The organism is Paenibacillus sp. IHB B 3415 (assembly GCF_000802655.2).
Classification (GTDB): Bacteria; Bacillota; Bacilli; order Paenibacillales; family Paenibacillaceae; genus Paenibacillus_AQ; species Paenibacillus_AQ phytohabitans.
The window spans coordinates 1-22,658 of sequence record NZ_JUEI01000085.1 but is presented as its reverse complement, the minus strand read 5'-3'; the positions used below and the strand labels follow the sequence as shown (position 1 = coordinate 22,658).

26 protein-coding genes are annotated in these 22,658 nt (G+C 47.4%); 5 read left to right on the top strand and 21 right to left on the bottom strand.

Annotated features, from left to right (window positions below; genetic code table 11):
• Nucleotides 1-555: 555 nt before the first annotated feature.
• A complete protein-coding gene (locus QW71_RS29665; protein ID WP_039307951.1) occupies nt 556-1,326 on the top strand; it encodes a hypothetical protein in 771 nt (256 codons plus the stop codon).
• Nucleotides 1,327-1,470: 144 nt separating this feature from the next.
• Here QW71_RS29665 and QW71_RS29660 read toward each other — a convergent pair whose 3' ends face one another.
• The 3 genes from QW71_RS29660 to QW71_RS29650 form a co-directional block, all read right to left on the bottom strand.
• Complete coding sequence (locus tag QW71_RS29660; RefSeq protein WP_039307949.1) at nt 1,471-1,962, bottom strand: pyridoxamine 5'-phosphate oxidase family protein; 492 nt, start codon at nt 1,960-1,962, stop codon at nt 1,471-1,473.
• 118 nt (nt 1,963-2,080) lie between these two features.
• On the bottom strand, nt 2,081-2,545 hold the full coding sequence (locus QW71_RS29655; protein ID WP_039307946.1) for a hypothetical protein: 465 nt from the start codon (nt 2,543-2,545) through the stop codon (nt 2,081-2,083).
• 23 nt (nt 2,546-2,568) lie between these two features.
• Nucleotides 2,569-3,048 (bottom strand): GyrI-like domain-containing protein, encoded by a 480-nt coding sequence (locus QW71_RS29650; RefSeq protein ID WP_039307943.1) that lies wholly within the window; start codon nt 3,046-3,048, stop codon nt 2,569-2,571.
• A 100-nt stretch (nt 3,049-3,148) separates the two neighbouring features.
• On the opposite strand from QW71_RS29650, the gene QW71_RS29645 reads away from it, so the two are divergent.
• Nucleotides 3,149-4,111, top strand: coding sequence for a YafY family protein (locus QW71_RS29645; RefSeq protein WP_039307941.1), 963 nt, complete (start codon nt 3,149-3,151; stop codon nt 4,109-4,111).
• A gap of 28 nt (nt 4,112-4,139) precedes the next feature.
• On the opposite strand, the gene QW71_RS29640 is transcribed toward QW71_RS29645, so the two are convergent.
• The gene (locus tag QW71_RS29640; protein WP_039307939.1) at nt 4,140-5,012 is read right to left on the bottom strand and encodes a PhzF family phenazine biosynthesis protein; all 873 of its coding nucleotides are present in this window, start codon (nt 5,010-5,012) and stop codon (nt 4,140-4,142) included.
• A gap of 158 nt (nt 5,013-5,170) precedes the next feature.
• On the opposite strand from QW71_RS29640, the gene QW71_RS29635 reads away from it, so the two are divergent.
• Complete coding sequence (locus QW71_RS29635; protein WP_039307936.1) at nt 5,171-6,349, top strand: serine hydrolase; 1,179 nt, start codon at nt 5,171-5,173, stop codon at nt 6,347-6,349.
• 101 nt (nt 6,350-6,450) lie between these two features.
• Here the strand turns inward: QW71_RS29635 and QW71_RS29630 are convergent, their stop codons facing one another.
• The 3 genes from QW71_RS29630 to QW71_RS29620 all read right to left on the bottom strand — a co-directional run bounded on the left by QW71_RS29630 (nt 6,451) and on the right by QW71_RS29620 (nt 8,361).
• Nucleotides 6,451-7,311 (bottom strand): glycerophosphodiester phosphodiesterase family protein, encoded by an 861-nt coding sequence (locus QW71_RS29630; RefSeq protein ID WP_235441592.1) that lies wholly within the window; start codon nt 7,309-7,311, stop codon nt 6,451-6,453.
• Nucleotides 7,312-7,459: 148 nt separating this feature from the next.
• Nucleotides 7,460-7,756 (bottom strand): NUDIX domain-containing protein, encoded by a 297-nt coding sequence (locus tag QW71_RS29625; RefSeq protein WP_039307933.1) that lies wholly within the window; start codon nt 7,754-7,756, stop codon nt 7,460-7,462.
• 32 nt (nt 7,757-7,788) lie between these two features.
• Nucleotides 7,789-8,361: a TetR/AcrR family transcriptional regulator gene (locus QW71_RS29620; RefSeq protein WP_039307930.1), complete on the bottom strand. Its 573-nt coding sequence runs from the start codon at nt 8,359-8,361 to the stop codon at nt 7,789-7,791.
• Between the two features lie 158 nt (nt 8,362-8,519).
• Between QW71_RS29620 and QW71_RS29615 the strand changes: the two genes are divergently transcribed.
• Entirely contained in the window at nt 8,520-9,410 is an 891-nt protein-coding gene (locus tag QW71_RS29615) for a ketopantoate reductase family protein (RefSeq protein ID WP_039307927.1), read from the top strand.
• Between the two features lie 121 nt (nt 9,411-9,531).
• Here the strand turns inward: QW71_RS29615 and QW71_RS29610 are convergent, their stop codons facing one another.
• The 8 genes from QW71_RS29610 to QW71_RS29575 form a co-directional block, all read right to left on the bottom strand.
• Entirely contained in the window at nt 9,532-10,242 is a 711-nt protein-coding gene (locus QW71_RS29610) for a Crp/Fnr family transcriptional regulator (RefSeq protein WP_039307925.1), read from the bottom strand.
• A gap of 40 nt (nt 10,243-10,282) precedes the next feature.
• On the bottom strand, nt 10,283-10,465 hold the full coding sequence (gene rd / locus QW71_RS29605; protein ID WP_039307922.1) for a rubredoxin: 183 nt from the start codon (nt 10,463-10,465) through the stop codon (nt 10,283-10,285).
• 27 nt (nt 10,466-10,492) lie between these two features.
• Nucleotides 10,493-11,707: an NAD(P)/FAD-dependent oxidoreductase gene (locus QW71_RS29600; protein WP_039307919.1), complete on the bottom strand. Its 1,215-nt coding sequence runs from the start codon at nt 11,705-11,707 to the stop codon at nt 10,493-10,495.
• Nucleotides 11,708-11,723: 16 nt separating this feature from the next.
• Nucleotides 11,724-12,962, bottom strand: a complete 1,239-nt coding sequence (locus tag QW71_RS29595; protein WP_039307916.1) for an FprA family A-type flavoprotein — start codon at nt 12,960-12,962, stop codon at nt 11,724-11,726.
• Nucleotides 12,963-13,199: 237 nt separating this feature from the next.
• Nucleotides 13,200-13,904, bottom strand: a complete 705-nt coding sequence (locus QW71_RS29590; RefSeq protein ID WP_039307913.1) for a class I SAM-dependent methyltransferase — start codon at nt 13,902-13,904, stop codon at nt 13,200-13,202.
• A 47-nt stretch (nt 13,905-13,951) separates the two neighbouring features.
• A complete protein-coding gene (locus tag QW71_RS29585) occupies nt 13,952-14,281 on the bottom strand; it encodes a low molecular weight protein tyrosine phosphatase family protein (protein WP_039307911.1) in 330 nt (109 codons plus the stop codon).
• Between the two features lie 32 nt (nt 14,282-14,313).
• Nucleotides 14,314-14,751 carry a hypothetical protein gene (locus QW71_RS38365; RefSeq protein ID WP_052770431.1) on the bottom strand — a complete coding sequence of 146 codons (438 nt, stop codon included), beginning with the start codon at nt 14,749-14,751 and terminating at the stop codon, nt 14,314-14,316.
• A gap of 536 nt (nt 14,752-15,287) precedes the next feature.
• The gene (locus tag QW71_RS29575) at nt 15,288-17,543 is read right to left on the bottom strand and encodes an excinuclease ABC subunit UvrA (protein WP_039307907.1); all 2,256 of its coding nucleotides are present in this window, start codon (nt 17,541-17,543) and stop codon (nt 15,288-15,290) included.
• 141 nt (nt 17,544-17,684) lie between these two features.
• Between QW71_RS29575 and QW71_RS29570 the strand changes: the two genes are divergently transcribed.
• Nucleotides 17,685-18,833 carry an epoxide hydrolase family protein gene (locus tag QW71_RS29570; RefSeq protein WP_039307904.1) on the top strand — a complete coding sequence of 383 codons (1,149 nt, stop codon included), beginning with the start codon at nt 17,685-17,687 and terminating at the stop codon, nt 18,831-18,833.
• A gap of 6 nt (nt 18,834-18,839) precedes the next feature.
• Here QW71_RS29570 and QW71_RS29565 read toward each other — a convergent pair whose 3' ends face one another.
• The 6 genes from QW71_RS29565 to QW71_RS29545 all read right to left on the bottom strand — a co-directional run bounded on the left by QW71_RS29565 (nt 18,840) and on the right by QW71_RS29545 (nt 22,423).
• On the bottom strand, nt 18,840-19,265 hold the full coding sequence (locus QW71_RS29565; RefSeq protein WP_039307901.1) for a MaoC family dehydratase: 426 nt from the start codon (nt 19,263-19,265) through the stop codon (nt 18,840-18,842).
• Nucleotides 19,266-19,480: 215 nt separating this feature from the next.
• Nucleotides 19,481-20,305 carry an aldo/keto reductase gene (locus QW71_RS29560; RefSeq protein WP_039307898.1) on the bottom strand — a complete coding sequence of 275 codons (825 nt, stop codon included), beginning with the start codon at nt 20,303-20,305 and terminating at the stop codon, nt 19,481-19,483.
• Between the two features lie 91 nt (nt 20,306-20,396).
• Nucleotides 20,397-20,798, bottom strand: coding sequence for an SDR family NAD(P)-dependent oxidoreductase (locus QW71_RS29555; protein WP_083442786.1), 402 nt, complete (start codon nt 20,796-20,798; stop codon nt 20,397-20,399).
• Nucleotides 20,770-20,925: a hypothetical protein gene (locus QW71_RS40675; RefSeq protein ID WP_160311851.1), complete on the bottom strand. Its 156-nt coding sequence runs from the start codon at nt 20,923-20,925 to the stop codon at nt 20,770-20,772. The genes QW71_RS29555 and QW71_RS40675 overlap by 29 nt, the downstream gene beginning before the upstream one ends.
• A 22-nt stretch (nt 20,926-20,947) precedes the next feature.
• Nucleotides 20,948-21,703: a carboxymuconolactone decarboxylase family protein gene (locus tag QW71_RS29550; RefSeq protein ID WP_039307895.1), complete on the bottom strand. Its 756-nt coding sequence runs from the start codon at nt 21,701-21,703 to the stop codon at nt 20,948-20,950.
• A gap of 186 nt (nt 21,704-21,889) precedes the next feature.
• Nucleotides 21,890-22,423 (bottom strand): GNAT family N-acetyltransferase, encoded by a 534-nt coding sequence (locus QW71_RS29545; RefSeq protein ID WP_039307892.1) that lies wholly within the window; start codon nt 22,421-22,423, stop codon nt 21,890-21,892.
• Nucleotides 22,424-22,658 lie beyond the last annotated feature (235 nt).

Genomic DNA, 22,658 nt, shown 5'->3' with positions numbered 1-22,658 from the left:
CATGCTAAGCTCATGCCTACTAAAGCCTACGTTTATTTTCGTATAAAAATGCAGCATTTTTCCTTTTTCAAGCGACTTTGGTGGAATATTCTTGTATTTCATACAACAATCCTCCCGAACACCCGGCAATCCAGGAATCAAAGTTGTAAAACGTACAACATTTATGCTTACAGTACTTCCTTACTTCTTCCTTCCTTCCTTACTCCATCCTTCCTTACTCCATCCTTCCTTCCTTACCTAAAACTCCCCATTCACCGGTATCGAATCAGTTGTTGCGACTCCTATTATGACTACACTTACCACAATGGGGCATGGTGTCGGTTGGGGCTGAGGTTAGATTCTCTATCGTACACACTAAAAGGACTTTCCTTCAGGGGAAAGTCTTTTTCTTTTTACATACCGGCTCTAAGGCGGAAAAACAGCCATCTTTTCTGGCAATTACAAGTAAGCGTAAATTGAAATGTTACTTTTTTTAAAAAAACAAAATACATTTTTTAAACTTATTGGATTATAAGAATGTATATACTTAAAAAAATGTAAATGGAGGATATATTTTTGAAAAAAATCATGATTGTCACAATGATAGGAGCTATTTTGTTATCCGGATGTGGGGCAAATAATCAGTCTTCAAGTCCGGAAAAGATTGATGGAAATGCGTCAACACCAGCTACATCAATTCCCAATACACTACTATCCGAGACTTCAGATAAGAAAATTGCTATTTATGGTGTTCAAGAAAAAGCACAAAAAGACATATTTTCGTCATTAGATGTTGTAATAAATGGAGAAACGAAAACATTCAATTGGATCAATGTAACGAACCCCTCCTTCTATCCTCAAATATCGGTCATTGATTTAGATGCAGATGGAGAAGATGAAATTGTCATTGTTCTGACAAAAGGCGCAGGGACTGGAGTACATGATTCGGAAGTGCATGTGCTTAAATCAGATTTTACAGAAATATCAGTTTCAGATCCAAGAGAATTCGTTCTAAGCAATCTTAAAGTTGATCTAAAAACAGATAAGGAAATTCGACAGTATACAGTTTCAGTTGATGGTCAGGAGCACTTATTTGAATTCAGTGAGAGCGATTCAAACGATTGGTTTGAGCAACCGACGGTTCAGAATATATTGAGATTTGGAATAAAGGATAATCAGCTTATTGCGGAGCTACCCATTCAGATTTCAACAGGTAATTATTTAGGGGATGCAATCATTAGATATGCATTTGTTAATGGGAAATTAGAGCCGTTTAAAATAGAGATTACAAAAGAAGTATTAATAGCCTTCAACTTTAAAAAACGTGTGGTCGAGGTGGGGAATTAACGGATTCCGCTGATTCCGCGGATTCCGCCAGCAATTGAACGGCAACGTCTTTCCCCCGCCCTCACGTTATTAAAGATCAGCAAAAAAAACACCCCGCACCAGCCGGAATCCTCCAGCGGCGCGGGGCATCTTTTATCAAACCAGCTATTCCAATTCAACCGTCTTGTTCAGATCCGACTTCTCCGTATCCTGATTGGTGATTCGTTTGAACATATAAGTCGCCATCTCGGCCAGATTACCGCTCTTCCAGTATTCAGCAGCTTCGGCATGCACCTGAATCAGGATCACGTTCGGGTCATCATAGGTGGTCTTCAGGAACGTGTTATAGCCTGCACTCCAGAATTCTTTTTTCTTCTCCAGGTCCTCCACGATCTTCGCGGTTCCGCGGATGGAGACATAGGATTTGTCAGCGTACACAACATTAACCCTCGGATCATGGAGGATCTCATCGAACTTGCTGGTGTCCTTCTTCGTCAGGAACCACAGGTCTCCGTCAAACTCAACCTCCTGCGTCTTCATGGGACGGGATACCAGGCCTTCGGGTGAGATCGTCGTGAACATCGCTGTATCAATCCCTTTGATAAGGTCTCTGACCGTCTCGACAGCCTCCTGATGACTTTTATCCAATGTTGACATGCTTATCGCCTCGTTTCTTCCGGGTTATGGGAATAGGATATCCAAATGCGTACCTATTATTAACCCGATAAGGCGAAAACCTATCTCTAACAGTTCAGTCACAGCTTTACCACCAGGTTCAGTATTCGCCTTTGATGACGAAGAACGAGCCCCGGATCGTTCCGGCCAGCTTAGACTTCTGTCTGGCGAATTTGAACTTTGTCTCCAGCTCCTTGGGAATCTCCATGCCCTCAGAGAGCTTGAATCCGACAGCCCGCTTCTTGGGATCATCCACGGTATACATCACGTTAAGCGCCAGACCGTCCTCATAAAAGACGTAAGCAAACTGAATATTCTCTACCTGAAACCGCGAGGTCTCCAGAGGCTTGGCCGAGAATTCAAGATCACGTTCTTTTTTCAGAATTCCATTCACATAATCCAGGGTCTCCTGACTTTCGCTGGCCGGGACAACCGTGAACTCATGCTTGTATTTATTCATGAAGTAACGCGCTTCATTCGCCCGCAGCCCTGCCAGTGCATCAACAACAGGTGAGGACTCCAACCCCGCCGCAGATACCTCTTTGAAATCAACGATATAAGACATTTCCATCGCTCCTTTTATGCCCGTTATTTACTTACAACAGGAATCCACATTTCACCTACGACCTGTCCGTCCTGCTGTCCCATCTCAACCGATGTATTGGGCCCGCCCACATAGGCGAAATCCTTCGCTTCCGGCAGGGCTTGACCAAAAGCAATTCCGGCCAGCTGATTATTCAATTCATCAGCCGTTGCCGCTTCTCCTCTAACCACCAGGTATTTCCCCTTAGGAAACTGGATAACTCTGGCCTCTTCCGGCGCAGCTGCTTCGGTCATGACACCCGCATAATACATCATTTTGCTGTTCACCGCTTCACTCACGGCAAAAATATAGTCGTTGACGGCCATTGCCTTCAAAGTATCGAGCCTTCCATCTTCACTGACAGCCTGCCAGAAGTCAGACTTTTCCTTGTTAATACCGGCATAGTCCGTGTAATCGCTCTTAAGCTCCGTACCTAAACCTATAACGATGAAGCTGTCTTTTTCCTCTAACGTGTAATTTGCCATGTTCGCAGCCATCCTTTGTAGTTTAAATTTGTCTTCCTGTCTTGATATGTATATGATAGCCTTAAATCATGTCATAAAATGAAACTGTTTAGGAGACGCGATGAAAAAAGTTGAACGGGTTAATGTCATCATGCGGTATATTAACAACCGGGCCCACTTTACTATTACTGAAATCATGCAGGAATTTAACATCTCCCGTTCGACTGCGATTCGGGACATCAGGGAAATTGAGGCATTGGGAATGCCGCTTGTCGCTGAAGTTGGAAGGGATGGCGGGTATTCTGTGATGCGCAACTCTGTCCTTCCCGTGGTCCGGTTTACAGATAATGAGCTCAAAGCCCTGTTCATTGCCTTCATGGCTACAAGAAACGGGCAGCTCCCTTATCTCAAGAGCCGTCAGTCTTTAACGGAGAAATTATTGGGCCTCCTCTCGGAGAACCAGCAGGAGGACCTGTTTCTTCTGAATCAAATCCTGCTGTTTGAAGGGACCAACCCGAATAATCCTGACCTGCTTGATCTGTCTGATCTCCCCCACCCCATGCTGGAGAAGCTGATCCAGACCCTCCTGGTGGACCGCTATTTGCTGATTACCAGCGAAGAAGCGAAGCTCCTCCAGGTTTATCCCGTTTATCTCTTACGCCTCTATCGTGAGAAAAGCTTTTGGCTGATTGAGGCCTTCGACTTAAACGATGAAAGGAAGCGGATTATTCCTGTGGACCAAGTCACCGATGTTGTCCTAAATCCGGATAAAAAAAGATTAAGCAGGAAAAAGATCCTGGAAAAACTGAACAGTCAGGAAGAAGAAATCAACCTTGTCATTGAACTTGGCCCCAAGGCGATTGCCCAATTCAAAAAATATCATCCATTGAAGGTATCGCTCTCCTATACGAATCCTTATCAGAGCACAGCCATTCTCAAGACGTATATCCATGCGGATATGCCCGAAGAACTGGCGGAAATCATAAACTGGCTGCTTTTCCTGGGCGGGGATATCAGACTTAAGGAAGCGCCGGAAGAAATCTGGAAAGGGTTAAAAGAGAGACTGCGTTTATTATGCCTATAATCAGTGTGCCACCAAGTGTACCAGATATTCAGATTACGATACTTCTGTGCTCTATACCGGCGGCAACCCCGCCTACCTGAACCCGGATAATCTCCCCCTCAGAATTAAGACTTAAACCGGCTTTAATCTCAGACGGACAGTGCATCGTGTAGCCTTGCCGGAACATCGTATGCTGAGCTTGCTGTCCAGAGAGCTGCCCGTATTTGTACAAATAAGATAGCAATGCGCCGTTAGAGGTTCCGGTTGCACTCTCCTCGGGAATATCATACAGCGGAGCGAAATTCCGGCATTCAGCTGCAGCAGCGTCCGAAGTATCCATTGTGAACAGGTGGTAGCCGATAACCTCATATTTTTTGCTGATCGCGGCTATGGCATTGAAATCGGGTTGAATGCCGGCCAGAAGCACCCTGCTCCCAATAGGAATCAGAATATCCCGCAAGCCTGTAGATACGATCTGAATGGGCAGCTCTCCTGCTAAATCGTCCGCGCTAATTCTAAGTGATGCTGCAATTTCTTCCCTGGGAAGGATATCATAGAATTGGGGCAGGGCCTGTGACAGATACACATCGCCTTCACGGCTAATGCTGACCTCAAGGATTCCGGCCCCAGTCTCCAGAGTACTGGTCCCTTCCCCGACCATCTTCATGGTGTGCATGAGATAAAATGCAGCAATCGTTGCATGTCCGCACAGGTCCACCTCACTGGCCGGAGTGAAATAGCGGAGCTTATAATCGGCGAGCAGGGACTTTTCCACAAAAGCTGTCTCTGAAAAACCGACCTCCGTGGCTGTCCGCTGCATCTCCGCATCGTTCATGAGTCCGGCATCCAGCACTACCCCGGCGGGGTTACCGCCGCCACCGTTTTTGGCAAACGCATTCAGAGTATACACTTTTACATTCATATCCGGGTCGTCCTTCCACTATTGTCTATAGTAACTATTGTAGTTGATATCCATGGCCTCTATACAACCTGTCCAAAAGAGTTTAATATTTTTAATAGTGTAATGACAATATCTGATTTGGCTTAGGGAACTTATCCGGAAAAGGAGACTTTAGAAACATGCTAGATTCAAACACAACCAGCTTATTGAAAAAAACATTGAGAGCAAGTATCGGCAACCAGGAAATCGCAGGTGCGAACCTGATGGTCATCAAGGACGGCCGGGAGGTGTTCTATCACGAAGACGGCTTAGCCGATGTCGAAGCGGGACGTCCTATCGCCAGGGATTCGATTTTCCGTTTATACTCCATGACGAAACCGGTTACATCCGCCGCCATCATGCTGCTGCTTGAGCGCGGAGAGATCGATTTGTTCGATCCGGTAAGCCGTTATATTCCAGGGTTCAAGAACCAGCTGGTCGAAAAGAACGGAGCACTGGTGCCTGTCAGCCGGGAGGTTGTCATTCATGATCTGCTGAATATGACCTCTGGACTGGTATACGGAGGAGGAACAGACAAAGCCGCTCTGCATACGGAGGCTTTGTTCCAGGAGCTGGACAGCCGCTTGCACGGCGATAACCGGATGAGCACCATGGAATTCGCCACCCGTCTGGGTGAAGGCCCGCTTTCGTTCGAGCCGGGTTCGTTCTGGCAGTACGGGACATCAGCGGATGTTCTGGGAGCCATTGTGGAAGCGGTTAGCGGCATGCGGTACGGCGAATTTTTGCAGAAGGAAATATTCAGCCCGCTGCAAATGCAGGATACCGGCTTCTGGCTGCCTGAAGACAAAAGAAACCGCCTGGCCAGAGTCTACCAGGAGGACGGCGAAGGCGGCTTGAAGCTGTATGCGGAGAGCCATCTGGGCATCTACCATCATATGGACCGGGAACCGGCATACGAGTCAGGCGGAGCGGGCCTTGTCTCAACGATTGACGATGCCGCCAAGTTCACCACCATGCTGATGAACCAGGGAAGCTTGAAAGGCGTTCAGCTGCTCAAGCCTAGAACCGTTCAATATATGACTACAGCTGTTCTAAGCGATTGGCAGCAAAAAGGCTTCGATACCTGGCATTCCCTGCAGGGATATAGCTATGGCAACCAGATGCGTATCCTGAAAGACACCGGAAAAGCCGGAGTGATCGGCGGCCAGGGTGAATACGGCTGGGACGGCTGGCTTGGAGCTTATTTCACCAACAGTCCGCAGGACGGCCTGACCTTCCTGTTCATGATCCAGAAAAAAGATGCCGGCACACTGCCGGTCACTCGCAAGCTGCGTAATATTGTGTTTAGTTCGTTGTAAGGAACCTGCTCTTCTTGTCCAATATGCACACAGGGTCCAATTCTTGTCCTCCGTAAAGAACAAGAATTGGACCCTGTGCTATGAAATGAGAAATTCGCATTTTACCAGTTCGCGTTCTTCCTGTTCGTCTCAATGACTTCATGGAAACGGTCAGGGAAATTGGTATAGACTCCATCTACACCCCAGGAATAAGCTTTATCCATATTGAGCTGATAATTAATGGTATAGGGCATGACCTTAAGTCCCGCCCGCTTTATCTGCGCCACATAAGACGCGCTGGTCCCCTGGAAATTCGGGCTGATGCCAACAGCATATGACTTCACATCCGCCAGATAAGCTTCGGTAAGTCTTACCGAGGTATAATCATTCCATACAAGCTGGTACAGCGGAATATCCGGGTTGATGGAATGGAACTTCCGCAGACTGGCTGCGCTGAAAGAGTGGATAGCCACTACTTTTTCCAGATCATATTTCTTAATGTATTCATTCAAGAGGACTTCAATATTAATCTTTGGCGTTGATTCCTTGATTTCAAGGACATAGCTGATCTCTTTACCGAAGGTTTCGAATACCTCATCGAGGGTGGGGATGGTGGTCCCTGCATATATTTCTCTGGCAAACATCGGATACGCCTTATTGAACCACGACCCGGCATCCAGCTGTTTGATCTGCTCCAGCGTCATGTTCCTTACATACCCTTTGCTATTGGTCGTGCGGTTGACTGTATCATCGTGGATGACAACAGGAATCTGATCCTTGGTCAGGTGGATATCCAGCTCAATCGAGTCGGAATCCATTTCACGCGCCAGCTCGAAGGCCGGTATCGTGTTCTCTGGAGCATATCCGGACGCACCACGGTGGGCGATCGTATATACTTTTTCCGCCGGATCGATGATTTCTTTCACTTTAACCCGGATGGTCGGGAAGGAAGCGTATAGTGTTGTAAATAAGAGTATAAACATTAGTACATGCATTCCTATAAAATAAGCTTTATGACTGACAATCTTCTTCATTCCGTCGTCCTCATTTTCCTGTAACCTTAACTTTTGCAAATATTATTATATTAACAGTTAGGGTGATTGAAATCCACATTTTTAATTAACGCACAATCTAACAGCATAATTCTAAACCGTCTCCCTGCCCGCCGGCGAGTTCAGCCTCATGTACCGGAATCCAGAAATATTCAAAGGTTAGACCCGAATCTTCTCCGGATGCTTCTATAGTATGTTCCCACCGGGCCGGGCGCTCTTGAATTAACTCTAACTGATACACATGTCTTTCATGATGTTGTTGTTTATACGCCGCGTAGTACAGATACGTCTTCAAATGCTTGACTAGCCGCAGCTCATCCTTCGTTATTCCTGATTCCTCCAGTATCTCCCGGAATAATGCCGTTACTACACTCATTGCATCAGGTTATTCCTCCATTCTCATCTTACTTATGATAATCCCAGACCGTTCATCACATAGGGGCGTACCAGATCAACAAGCAGATCCATCCGTTCCTTGTCCCCGGCTTTGAACCATTGATACGCTGCGCTATAGATTGCTGACCCTGTCATGGCCGCCAGGATTGTTGTCTGATTGGGGTCTGCGGTATGGGGATGATCTCCTTTTACAAAAATGCGCTCAATAATCTGCTGCAGCAGCTGCTTGATCTTCTCGTCTACCAGCGTTGCAATCGATTTGGAATCCATCCGGCAGATCTCATAAAAATCCAGAATATACCGGTAGGTCATCAGGATCAGCTCGTTACATATTTCATCTGTGAACTCCAGCGCATGCTCCACGGGTCCGGGAATCATCTTGCGGAAAGCCTGTTCGATGATTTCATCCAGCAACGCATATTTATCCTCGTAATGGGTGTAAAATGTGGCGCGGTTAATGGTAGCTCTCTCTGCGATATCTTTTATAGTAATGGAATCGAAGCTTCTCAGCCGCAGCAACTCCCGGAAGGCTTCTCTAATCAGCTGCCCTGTGCGCACAACCCTTGGATCTATCTGGTTAACCATCGCTAACTCCCCCTGCTTAGACATCAAATCTTAATCTATGTTGTTTAACCGACTTATCCCTGAGTCTGCCGATTGAAATCAACAGGATGCCGGACTATCATCAATCGTATCAGACATGTGTTGTTTAAACAATGCGTGTTAGCTAACTGAAAGGACAGATGAACTTGAATATACATTCAGACAGAATATTAATCGTTGGCGCTGGAGTGATTGGCAGTGTGTACGCACTCCGGTTCGCCCGGTCAGGACTTGACGTTACCTTACTGGCCCGGGGCAAGCGGCTGGAAGCCCTCCAGAAGAAGGGTCTGCGATACAATGAGAATGGCACGATACAGCAAATTCCGGTGAAGGTAATTGCGGAGCTGGATGACGAAGACATTTATAATTTCATCTTTGTTCCGGTCCGGTATGATCAGGCGGAGTCTGCTCTTGAGGCGATTAAGAATAACAGAAGCCAAACCATTATTACGTTGACCAACACGATTGGTTATGACTCCTGGCTTGAAATCGTAGGCGAGCGGCTGCTTCCGGGCTTCCCGGGTGCTGGCGGAGACCTCAAAGATGGTGTGCTCTACGCCCAGTTTGGAACGGAGCCTGGGCAAGGGACTATATTTGGTGAAATCAATGGACAGACGACCGAAAGAGTAAACCGTCTTGCCGGACTACTTGAGCAGGCAGGTCTTACTTATATAATCGAACCCAATATGAAGGCCTTCCATATCTCCCACGCGGCCCTGGCAGCAGTCAACAAGCACTTTTATACGGAGGATGGTACGGGTATGGTGGATCTGGAGAATGCAAGAAGCGACAGTACGTTAAGCAAGCTTGCTGCTGATATTAAACGCAATATTAAGCAAATTGAGCAGTCCGGAATACAGGTCATCCCGCCGGAAACGAAACAGATGGCTGAATTGCCGGAAGAGGACATTATCGCCCGGTACCGCCAGATGCTGAGCAATGACTTCATCATTGATGTTAAGCTGGGGAATCAGGCTGTCAGCAGAAGAGCAGAGATCATGCTGCTGGATGAGGCGTTCCGTAACGATTGATGTGAGTCAGATCACCCCTACTGTATTTCCGCTGCGATATGACCCTATATTAACTAATCCGGGTATTCAAAAGCGGCATCTCCCCATTATCTAATGGTGGAAATGCCGCTTTTATTATGATTCAACTTCCCATATACTTCTCCACACCGGCCGGATCCATGAGCACCATCTGCTTGTTACCAATCAGCTTGATCAGGCCCGAATCTTCAAACCTGGAGAACTTCCTGCTAATGGTCTCGCGGGTCACCCCGACATAACTAGCCAGCTCTTCACGGGACAGCGGAAGATCAATATGAATACGGCTGCCATGCCGCTTGCCGTATTTGTCACTGAGTTCCATGATCATGCAGGCAATCCGGATCTCCGGATCTTTGGTCGCCAGGCTCTGCGCCAGATTCTCCGTGTGGGCGAGTCTTTTGGTTACACTTTTCAGCAGCCGGAGAGAGATATCCGGATTATCTGTCATTAACTGCTCCATATCATTCCGGGTCAGCATACAAATATTAGTGTCTTTCAAAGCATATGCGTTAAAATTGCTAACCTCATCACTGTTAAAAATACTGAGTTCCCCGAAAAAATCCCCGTTCGTCAGGATGTGTAGAATTTGTTCCTTGCCTTCAGGAGTCATTTTGGATAGCTTCACATGCCCCTGTTGAATAATGTACAGCGTATCTGACGGCGCCCCTTCAAGAATTAACGGCTGACCTTTGGTAAACTTGCGGTGCTTAATCATGGCGCTAATGCGATTGAGGTCATCGTCCGTCAATGCAGCAAAAATCGGTACCTTGCGTGTACAAGGTTCTGCGGCGTGCTGGCAGGAGTGCTCTTTCATACCGTTCCCCCTGAAATGTAGTTTTTAGAAGCTGCTTACTCTAATGAGTAACAGATTTCTTATCTTCAACCGCTACGAAGTGACTTGTATCCTCTCCGCAGACCGGACATACCCAGTCCTCAGGCAAATCTTCAAATGCGGTGCCGGCGGCTACGTCCTCATCAGGATCGCCTATTGCCGGGTCATAGATATAGCCGCAGGGTGTACAGATGTATTTCTTCATTCTTCTCAGCTCCTAATAGGTTGTTTTTTAGTTCAATCGGGATTGTACTTCAGCCATAATGGCTTCTATGTTATTGCCGGCAAGATGAATTCCGGTCAGGCTGATCCCCTGTTCTACAGCCGACTTATACGTCAGGGAGGCAGCGGCTCCTTGCCAGGATAACGCACCGGTGATTGTATTATCTTTGACAAATATTCGTGTATAGGCGCCATTCTCTTCACCGCTTACCGCCACATCGCATTGCCGTTCATCTGTGTTGCCAATGGAGAACAGAGAGATCCCAAAAGCATTAAACAAAGTAACCGGAACCGCTCTGCGGTAAACGGTCAGACTGTCAGCCATGTTGCTGCCGGCAATCCTTCCCTGTTCTATTGCGCCGCCCCATAGTCCTTCAACATGCCCGTTAATTTCAGCAACATCACCGGCAGCAAAGATGTTCGGATCACTGGTTTGCAATTGTTCGTTTACAATAATGCCGTTCCGGACTTGAATAGCCGATCCGCTTACAATCGCCGTGTTCGGGACAATTCCGATAGAGTATACAACATGGTCACACGGGAAGTTAGAACCATCGTCCAGCGTAATCCCGGTAACATAGTCTGTACCCGTAATAGAGGTTACCCCTGCTTGCAGGATCACCTTCACTCCGGATTGTTCCAGAGTCTCCTTAAGCAGGCTGGAGGAGTGCCCGTCCAGCTGTCTGCCCATCAGGGACGGGGCTGCTTCGATCACGGTTACCTCGTACCCTGCTTCGAACAAGGCCCAAGCCGTCTCGATGCCCTGCACGCCTCCGCCAATTACGGCTACGCGGCTGCCATCCTGCAGGCTATTTTTCAACCGGTCCGCATCGTTCATGTCTCTGATAGTGTGGACATTATGAAGTCCGGCACCTTCAATAGAGAGTGCACGGTTCCTCGCGCCCATACACAACAGCAGCTTGTAATACTCCACACGCTGACCGTCCTCTGTCTCTACCATCCGGCAATCCGGCTGGATCGAGGTGATCCGGGTTGACGTCTTGACGTTTATACGGTTATCACGATACCATTTCTCTTTCTTGATCAGTACCTTCTCGCTGTGCAGGTCGGTGAACAGGCCTTTGGTCAGCTTAATCCGGTTATACGGAAGCCCGCTTTCCTCTCCGAGAATCGAAATTTCCGCTTCCGCGTCCTGATCGCGGATTGCTTTGGCCGCATGGACGGCGGAGACGCCTCCGCCGACGATTACATAATGCTTCGTCATGAGTTATTCCTCCTCCCTAGATTGAGCTCAGCAGCAGATCCGATACAAATTCAGCCGCATTTTTAATTTTCTGGACCTTCTCTGGCTCTTTAGGGGAGAATCTTACTCTTACCGGGAACTCAACATGTGTCATGCCCGTGGTTTTGATGACCTCCGAAGTGCTTTGCACGGTCATATTCGTTCCGTTCAGATAGTCCTGAATGACCTCGATGGCTTCCCCGCTCCAGCCGTATGAGCCAAAGGATGCCGCAAGTTTGCCTTCCAGATTCATATGCTGCAGTTCCTTCAGCACATCCTCCAGGTTCCCGATCATGTCCGCATACTTAGTAGAGCTGCCGATAAAGACAGCGTCTGCAGAAGCAATGCTGTTCAGAATATCCGCAGTGCTGCTTTTATCCGCATCCCAGACTTCCGTTCCGATATTATTCTCCTGCAGGCAATCCTGGATGATTTTGGCCATTTTCTTCGTGCTGTTCTTGATGGTGGTATATACGATGACTGCTTTTTTACCTTGAGTCGTTTCGCGGCTCATCGTGGCGTACAGATCAATGAATTTAGGGATATCCTCCCGGATCAGGAATCCATGGGATGGGGCAATCATGCGGATATCCAGATCCTTGACCGCTTCCAGCAGTGTTCTTACATATCTTCTGTGCGGATGAATAATGGCGGCATAATAACCCTTGTAATCTTCGGTGATATCAAATCCCGCTTCATCACTGAACAGATTCTCCACAGCTACATGTGTACTGAAGATATCGCAGGGGAACAGGATCTGATCCTCGATACAATACGTAATCATCGTCTCGGCAGTATGAAGGTACGGCGTTTCTTTGAACAGCAGAGTTTTCCCGCCGATATCCAGCGTATCGCCATCTTTAACGACCAGGAAGTTCCGGCTGTGCAGCTTATACATTTCCTGCAGTTCCGGCACAGCGATTTCGGTGCACACGATTGTGGCATTTAGAGCCTGGGATGCTAGGGCTGCCAGGCCGCCGGAATGGTCGGGCTCCGTATGGTTAATTACGATGTAATGAATATCCATGAGGTCAATCATGCCGGCGAGACACTCGGCATATTCACGGCCGAACTCCATATCTACTGTATCAATCACGGTCGGCTTGCCCGTTTTTAACAGATAGGAATTATAGGTTGTTCCTTTGGCCAGAATCAGGCGGTGGAATGGAACCTGACGGTTATCTATTTTGCCTACCCAGTAAGTATCCCCGGCGATTTGTTTGAATTGTGTACTCATTTTGTTAACCTCCAATGTTTGATTGATAATCCTTATCAGCAACCTCATTCTATTACGGCTGCTACACAAAAAGGAGGATTCAAATCAAATTCCGGAAGTTTATGAAACAACTCAACCGTATACTTTTAATGTAGACGATTGAACAGAAGGGGTGGTGCGTAGGGTCACAGTTGGACAGAAATAATGAAATTTCTCTTGCAAGTCAGCGTTCAAAATAAAAAGCCGATCCCCATGAGATCAGCTCTTCTTAGCCACAAACGTTATATAATCCGAAGTCAGCCTAACAGGTTCACCTTTTCTGCTGATTTCATATTCCAGCGGTTTTACGAAGCGTTGCTCAACTTTCCAGCCGGCATACTGCTGATCCAGCAGCTCGAACATTCTTGCAGTAGTTAGATTCACTTCAAACATGGGATCGAGTTCTTCCGCTTTTGCGAGGTTAACTTCACGAATGTTCGACGCGATAATAATACAATTCGCTCCATTTCGTTTCGTTCCGGCGTTCATTTCCTGCAGTTTCCGCTCCAGTGCCTGCTCTGAACTGACATGCTCTAAAGAAGATACGGCTACGATAATATCATACTCATCTGGTTCAATGGTGAACTGTTCAATATCGGATAACCTTGCCACTATGTATTGTTCAACTCCATATTCCTTACTGTAGCTATTCAGTTTATCTATAGCCGATTCCAGCAGGTCAACGCACACTACTTTACCATCCCTATATTTCATAGATTCAGCGATAGGCATGCTGTTCCGGCCAATCCCCGATCCTAAATCCAGCACACTTAAGTATTCCCGCTCCTTATATTCCTCTAAAAGGCTGATCACCGTCTTAACGGGTCTGTGCAGCCAGGACCCTGGCTCGAATAAGTCGTATGTATCGTAACAGTCATCATGATATTTCTTCTCTTCGGATCTGATATTGGCTATTCTGTCCATTTGCTCACCTCACGCTTTCAACGATTCCACTTCATTCTGTATTTGCTTTATTCAGGAACTTCAATATATTCGGATACTCTGGATTTCAGGATTTCTATTAGTTCTTCATCCATAAATCTATAGTCGTCCGGGATATCAAGACAGATTACCTGTTTGTTCCTTAGGGAGTCTGCAAATTTGTCCCTTAGCCTTCTTGTATGCTTCTTCTCCATTACGAATATCAGATCCGACCATCCGATATGTCCTTCGGTCACCTTTATTCTTGCTCCTTCTTCCGTGCCTGCCGACCTTGCTTCGTAACCGTTATATCGGTCAAAAATCTTCTCAGCAGTCAAACTGCGCCACTTATTCCGGCTGCAGATAAAGAGTAGTTTAATGTTGTATCACCTCTATATTTACTTTGGGATTTCTAGTAATGCGCTCTTATTAATTTGTAGTTTATATTTTCTATGAATTGTTCAATCCTAATCACTTCATCTTCTTCGGGATTCATGATCTCAATAACATATTTTGCAAAACCCATCGGCCAAATATAATACAATTCATTTAATGATACGGCCGAGGCGCAGCAAGGTGAAATTATTGATAAATCATTAAACTGGTTGGAGCTTTTTGTATCCATTTGCTCAGCCCACCAATCGGGTTCTAAATACGTCATACAATGATTGCATCTAATCCCTTCAAAATTCGATCCACTATCTATAAATGTTACTTCATTATATAGCTGTTCACTTATTTCTTTGTTAACGGTCATTAATCTCATTTGATTTTTAATTGCATTTCTCTCTTTTTCGCCGGGGATGGTTTTCTCATGCTTTGGTATGATTTTTACAATGTAATTAGACATTATCACTCCTCCTATTCCCTGCTTGAACTGCAGGCTGACCGTAACGAGCATGCACGTAAGCTTTAACTGTATTATGTACAACTAAAGCGATCGATTATTGCGTTGAGAGTGTTTTAATTGTATTTTCTACAATTAGAATCATCATATTTCGTAAGAGAAGACTTTCCGCTATTTTTAGTTGTACAGAATACAATTAAACCGTCAAATCAGGTTTATCTCCATGATTTAACTGTACGAAGTACAGTTATTTGCTATGGACTCCACATTAGTTACTTACTCTCAATAGATTTGAAGGCGTAGGCTTCTAAAGAGCAGGACATTTTTAAGTTCGATTTATTTAGTGAATTAGAATTATACTTCATGTGTTAACGTCTAACATAACCACATTTCCAAGAAAAGGTGATTGCATCAACTCTATGGTATCTTTCTATTTATCTACGGTCAATCTCATTTCTGGCTCTGAAGATGGAGTTATCTATAATAATTTATAGCATTATAAAGAAAAACCCGCATATAATGCGGGTTCCAAACGATAACTACGCCAAATATCTCCCCGTAATCGAATGCTCCGCAAGAACAAGCTGCGAAGGTGTGCCCTCAAATACGACCTCGCCGCCCTTGCTGCCTCCGTCCGGTCCCATATCAATGATCCAGTCTGCCTGGCTGATCACATCGAGATTATGCTCGATGACGATCACCGTATTGCCGGCATCCACCAGCCGGTTCATGATCTCCAGGAGATGGCCGATGTCGGACATATGCAGGCCGGTCGTCGGCTCGTCCATCACATAGATGCTGCCCTTCTTATGCAGCTCGCTGGCCAGCTTAATGCGCTGGCATTCTCCGCCCGAGAGCGTGCTGAGCGGCTGGCCGAGTGTAATATAGTTCAGCCCCACATCACTCATAGCCTGAAGCTTGCGCACCACCTCTTTGAGCTGGAAGAACTCAAGAGCCTGCTCAACAGTCATCTCCAGGACCTCGGCAATGGATTTGCCGTTCAGCTTGTAGGCAAGCACTTCCTCCTTGAACCGTCTGCCTCCGCATACTTCGCAAGGCAGCTTCACGCTGTCAAGGAAACCAAGGTCTGTGTACACGACACCAAGTCCCTGGCAATTCTCGCAGGCCCCCTTGGAGTTGAAGCTGAACAGCCCTTGATTCACCTTATTGGCTGCGGCAAAAGCCTTGCGGACATCATCCATAATCCCCGTGTAGGTAGCGGGATTGGAGCGTGTTGAGACGCCAATCGCCGATTGGTCAATGACGATCGTATCCGGATGCTGACTGAGGAAGACATCATTAATCAGCGTACTTTTGCCCGAACCTGCGACACCTGTTACCACTGTAAGTACTCCGGTAGGAATATCCACACTTACATTCTGCAGGTTGTGCAGAGAGGCATTCTGGATGGACAGCCTGCCGGAAGACGCTCTGCAATCCTGCTTCAGCTGAAGCGGACGTTTCATATGAGTGCCTGTCAGCGTTCCTGATTCCAGCAAGCCCTGAAAGCTGCCTTCATAGACAATATTACCGCCGCGGCTGCCGGCGTGAGGCCCGACATCGACAATATGATCCGCCAGCTTGATCACATCGGGATCATGCTCAACGACAATGACGGTATTCCCTTTATCGCGGAGCTTCTCCAGCAGCTCGTTTAACCGGTGGACATCCCGCGGGTGCAGCCCGACGCTGGGCTCATCGAAGATGTAGGTCACATCCACCAGGCTGCCGCTTAGATGCTTCACCATCTTGACGCGCTGTGATTCTCCGCCGGACAGCGTATCGGTCTCACGGTCCAGTGTCAGGTAGTCCAGCCCGATATCGACCAGATGCTGCAGCCGCTCCGCCAGCGACTTGACGACCGGAGCTGCGGCAGGTTCCTCTATCTCCCGGATGGTGCGTATAAGCTGCCCGACTTCCATAGCGGACAGCTCCGCAATGTTCCTTCCATTGATCCGGCAGCTGAGCGCAGCCTGGCTAAGTCTTGCCCCGTGGCAGCTGGAGCAGGTGCCTTCGGTGATGAACGGGGCAACCATTTTTTGCGTACGCTCAGATTTGGTCTTCACATCCTGCTTGATATACTTGCCCGTGAACTTCTCTATAACACCTTCTACTGTAATGTTGGTTGCCTTCCCGGCAAAATCCATCTTCACTTTCCTGGCCTTGCCATACAGCAGCTGTTCCAGCTCCGCCTCTGAATATTCGCTCAGCTTCTTGTCCAGATCGAAGTCACCGGCCTGCACGATCATGTTCCAATCCCAGCCGCCGACTGCATAATCCGGCAGCATAAGGGCTCCGTCATTCAATGACTTGGACATGTCCACGGCCCGGCTCATATCGACCCCCAGCTTGCGGCCGATTCCGTTACATTCGGGACACATCCCTTGAGGATCGTTGAACGAGAACATGTTCACTCCGCCTACACGGGGCTGTCCCACCCTGGAGTACAGCAGACGGAGAATAGGCGAGATGTCGGTTATGGTGCCCATCGTGGAATGAGAACCGCCGCCCAGCCGCTTCTGGTCTACAATAACAGCCATGCTCAGGTTCTCGATCCCGTCTGTATCCGGCTGCGGATAACGCGGAAGGAAGGTTCGCACGAACATGCTGAAGTTCTCGTTCAGCAGCCGCGTGGATTCAGCAGCGATCGTATCGAAGACGATGGATGACTTGCCGGAGCCGGATACTCCGGTGAAGATGGTGATTTTCCGTTTCGGGATCCGCAAGGACACGTTCTTAAGGTTGTTCTCCCTTGCACCGGATATCACGATATACTCCTGATTCATTTCGTTCATGCTTAGCATCCCTCCAGGTGGTATAGGTTTCTTTTGTTTCTATTATCTTTAGCTTTTGTTTACGGCATTGCCTCATGATTTTGAAAAGATATATTATAATTATATCGTTGCTGTAGCTAATACACTTAAGGAGAGAGCAATATGTCTATTGAACGGTTTCAAATCCATGTGTCTGATGAAATCCTTGAAGATCTGAAATACAGACTGGATCATGTCCGCTGGCCCGATCCATTAGAGGGTTCTGACTGGGAACGGGGTTCGGATCAGGGTTATTTACGGTCGCTCGTTACGTATTGGCGGGAGCAGTTTGATTGGCGCGCCAGAGAAGCCGAGTTGAACCGCTTGTCACATTTTCGCTGTAACGTCGATGGAATCGATCTGCATTTCGTGCACGAGCGCGGCAAAGGTCCTAACCCGCAGCCGATTATCCTTACGCACGGATGGCCGGACAGCTTTGTCCGATACGAGAAAATTATCCCTATGCTTACGGACCCTGCCCGTTATGGCGGGAATCCCGAGGATTCCTTCGATGTCATTGTCCCTTCCGTGCCCGGATTCGGCTTCTCTAATGGCCTGAAACGCGCTGGTGTGAATAATGCCTATGTTGCTGAGCTGTGGGCCAGACTAATGACTGAACAGCTGGGCTACCCGAAATTCGCTGCGGCAGGCGGGGATATCGGCTCTGGTGTTACACGGTATCTGGCATTCAACCATCCTGAACTTCTTACCGGCATACATCTTACCGACATCGGTATAATCCGGAACCTCCTGGCTGTGCAGGATAAGTCGGGGCTGACTGAAGAAGAGCTCCTGTACATCAAGAATACTTCGCAATGGATGGCTGATGAAGGCGGGTACATGTCGATTCAATCGACGAAACCACAGACGCTTGCCTACGGACTGAACGACTCACCTATAGGATTGGCAGCTTGGATTATTGAGAAATTCCATGCATGGAGTGATTGCAAGGGTAACCTAAGGAACAGCTTTAGCGAGGATGAACTGCTTACGAATATTATGATCTATTGGGTTACCAATACAGCAGGTTCAACTGCGAATATCTATTACGAGAACACGCATTCACTGCCGCCTCTCGGGCGTATTGAGGTGCCCACCGGAATAGCTATTTTCCCGGGAGATGTCGCCTTGCCGCCCCGGGAATGGGCTGACCGCAATCTGAATATCACCCGCTGGACGACAATGCCCCGCGGCGGACATTTCACAGCCATGGAAGATCCCGCGCCTCTGGCGGAAGACATCCGTGAATTCTTCAGAGCATTAAGAGGATAAAAGATTTCACTGCTTCACCAGCACAGACAGCTCGCCCTCAAAAACCTGATCGTCTGAGCTGGTGAACGTTGATAATAACACCGTAACCAGGCCTGTTCCATTCCGCTTCTCTTCTACCCCGGTCACTTCAACCATGGTATACAATTCATCACCCGGATAGACGGGGCGCATGAATTTAATGTTGTTCATCGCAGTTCCGGCAATAACCTCATCCCCATAACTGCCTGTCTCCACCCACAGCTTAAACGACACAGCCAAGGTCTGAATTCCTGAAGCAATGATTCCGTTGAATCGGCCTTGCGCTGCCTTCTCTTCATCCAGATGCATATATTGCGGATCAAATTCGCCGGCAAATCTGGTGATATCCTCTTTCGATAAGGTTAGAGATTTGGTTCTAAACACTTGTCCGATATAAAATTCATGAAACCGCATGATTACACCTCTTGAAGTAATTTTGCTCGTTTATTTTAGAGTAGGATTATATCACAGATCCGGTGTACCGTCTTATACAATCTTGACTGTAACCTAGTAGAATAGGAACGGCAAGATTTGCTTTGATGTTATTTATACGAAAGAGGGCCACCGGGAAATCCCGGCAGCCCTCGAACACCTGCTATTCAATGGAGCATCGCTGCTTCGTACAAATTTTATTCCAGACCCTGTTTCCCGTAACCAGTGAGATTCTCAACGACTTGCGGATCGTAGTGGGAGAAAAATGCACTTTCGCCTGTATCGAGTGCTGCGATTTGAGCCATATCCTCCGGTGTCAGTCCGAAATCAAATACATTCATGTTTTCTTCCATTCTGTTTCGGCTAACCGTTTTGGGAATGACTACCACGCCTCTCTGAATCAAATAGCGCAACGCCACCTGGGCCGTGGATTTATGATATTGATCGCCTACCGTTTGTAAGGTGGTGTTGGTGAACAAATTATTTTCCCCTTCGGCAAAAGGACCCCAGGATTCAATCTGCGTATGGTACTTCTCCATGATTTCCTGAGCTTTGACCTGCTGGTTGAAGACATGGGTCTCCACCTGATTTACAGCCGGCACTACTTCAGTAAACTGCACAAGGTCGATATATCGGTCCGGGTAGAAATTACTTACACCAATTGCTCTAAGGGTACCGGCCTTATAAAGCTCTTCTAATGCACGGTACGTTCCGTAGTAATCCCCAAACGGCTGATGAATCAGGACCAGATCCAAATAATCCAGCTGCAGCTTTCGCAGGGATTCTTCAATAGAAGCTTTAGCTTGTTCATAGCCTGCATTAGAGATCCATACTTTGGTTGTGATAAACAATTCTTCCCGGGGAACTCCGCTCTTCTTAATAGCACGGCCAACGGCTTCCTCATTCCGGTAAGCTTGTGCGGTATCAATGGAACGGTAGCCTACACTTATGGCATCCAGCACACACTTCTCACATTCCACCTGATCTGAAATCTGATAGACTCCATAGCCCAGAATCGGCATTTGTACTCCGTTGTTTAAGTTACATACTCCATTGTAATTCCTCCTAAGTTAATGGTTACAAGCGGTTTTATCTCTGTCTGATCAGTGCAGGTTATTCACCAGCTGGAAAATCCGTAGAGGCAGCCAAGTCGGTCTGCTGCTCGAAATCAGCAACACGTTGCTTTAGGGTCGAAAGAGTGGCGGCCAATGCCTGGGAGCCTAACACCATACGCATCGGCGCAGGCTCTACGTCCACACTCTCGATAATACGGGCAGCCATACGCACCGGCTCGCCGGGAGCCAGTCCATTCGAACCGTCCAGCATGCTCAAAAAGCCGTGCGCAGGATTCCCCTCATATTCTGGCATTAATGAAGCAACCTGTGCGCTGCCATAGCGGAATTCGGTACGGGCGCCTCCCGGCTCCACAAGTGTAATCCCGATGTTAAAAGCAGCGACCTCCTGGGCCACAGATTCACAGAAGCCCTCAATGCCGAACTTCGTAGCGTGATACATCGAATTGCCCGGGAAGGCCACCTGCCCGCCATACGATTACCTCGTCCCCTTGCTCAAGGAGCTGCTGCGTCATCACATAACCAAACCCGCTGCTGACGCCTGTAATCAGCCATGTTCTTTTGTGCATAATCATTCAATCCTCCTGTTCACTATGATTTCGCTGCTGCTTCGTTCACACACCGCAGCGCATTCAGACTGCGCGGATAACCGATGTAAGGCAGGCATTGGGAGATAATTTTGATCAAGAACTCCTTATCATTTCCGAGCCTCATATTCGCTGCGGCATGACTGGTCGCCTGCGGTTCACAACCGCCTTGGGCATACAGGAAGCAGAACGTAATCAACTCTCTTTGTTTGAGATCCAGTCCCTGCCGGGTATAGTAATCGCCGAAGCAATTAGCCGCAAGCCATTGATTGATGTGCCGGCTCTCCTCCGGGCCTGATTTCCAGAACTCCTGCATACTCTCGCCAAAAATATCCACCTGCGCCTGAATCCCCGCTTCAAGACGCGTTTCCATCGTTGTTGTGGCCTGCCCCGGTAGAGGAAGCTCCACACCTCCTGCAGTCAATACATCATTCAGCACATGCAGGAAGGGTAGAACTCTGCCAATACCGAGATAAGCGACGGACTGATAGACAATTTCCTTGGCTTCCACCGGTGTAACGCCAAAGTTTAGGGCTGCAGGCAGCATAGCTTTGAACTCATCGATTCCCTGACAGCCGATTAATACAGATAGAATGGCCATCATACGGGTCCGGTCATCCAAATCATCCTGATGGACCACTTCATCGAACGCAAAATTATCAAACCGCTCGATAAACTCGGGATCTGTTACCAGAAGCTTGGATTCGTAGCCCGGAAACATTCTTTCGTGGTATCTCTTTGCGGCATCTGTAATCTCCATTGTGTACTCCTCCTGATCATTTCTAGACGCTTATTATTCTTCCGCCAAAAAAGGTCAACCAAACAAGTTGGCTAACCCTTCATTTAAATGAATTCATGTCTATTATTATACTTGAGTCTCTTTATAATACAATTTATGATTTCGCCTAAAAAGTACAGTAATGTACTATTTTAACGAAAATGTCTATTAAAAATTAACTTCCAGGTCCGGAGCTATTCTCCAGTCGTTACACCGGATCATCGTGCCTAAAGGATATTCAAAATCACATTCACCCATAAATGAGAAGCCAAGCTTACGGCAAATGGCGTTAGAAGCAGGGTGGCTGATTTTGGGGAAAGCATGAATATACTTGTGCTTCTGTTCTGAATGGATCATAGCTATGGCCTTAACGGTTGCTTCTGCAGCTATACCTTGCCCTTGAAAAGCAGTTAACACGCTCCATCCGATTTCATACACCGGTTCCCCATGCCAAATCTGATCCCAGTAACCTACACTGCCGGCTACTTCTAGCTCTGGTTGCAACAGGATCTTGAACATTCTCCCTGTTCCAGTTCCGGCAATCTCACAGTAACGTTTATGACGGGACAGGAGCTTCTCCTCCGTCTCCGGTCCTCCAAGGAACACTGTCATCTCGGGAGAATTCAATTGCTGCAGCAATCCGAAATCTCCGGCATCCCAAGGTTCAATGCTTACCTCCGTTCTGTACTTCTGTTCTGCCATTACACACACCTCCACATTATAATTGCTGACGGGCTCTCAGCTTCATATTATACGATCCCATTAAAAAAAGCCCGAAAGCTAAACTTCAGGCCAGTTCCTTCTATAATAAACCGTACTTTAGACTGAATCAGCATATTGTTGTACGGATTACAACTTTGATTGGGTGATACCCGGGTGCATTGGAGGATTGTTGTATAAACTTCCATGACGCCTCGGCGTCACCTCCTAGAATGAA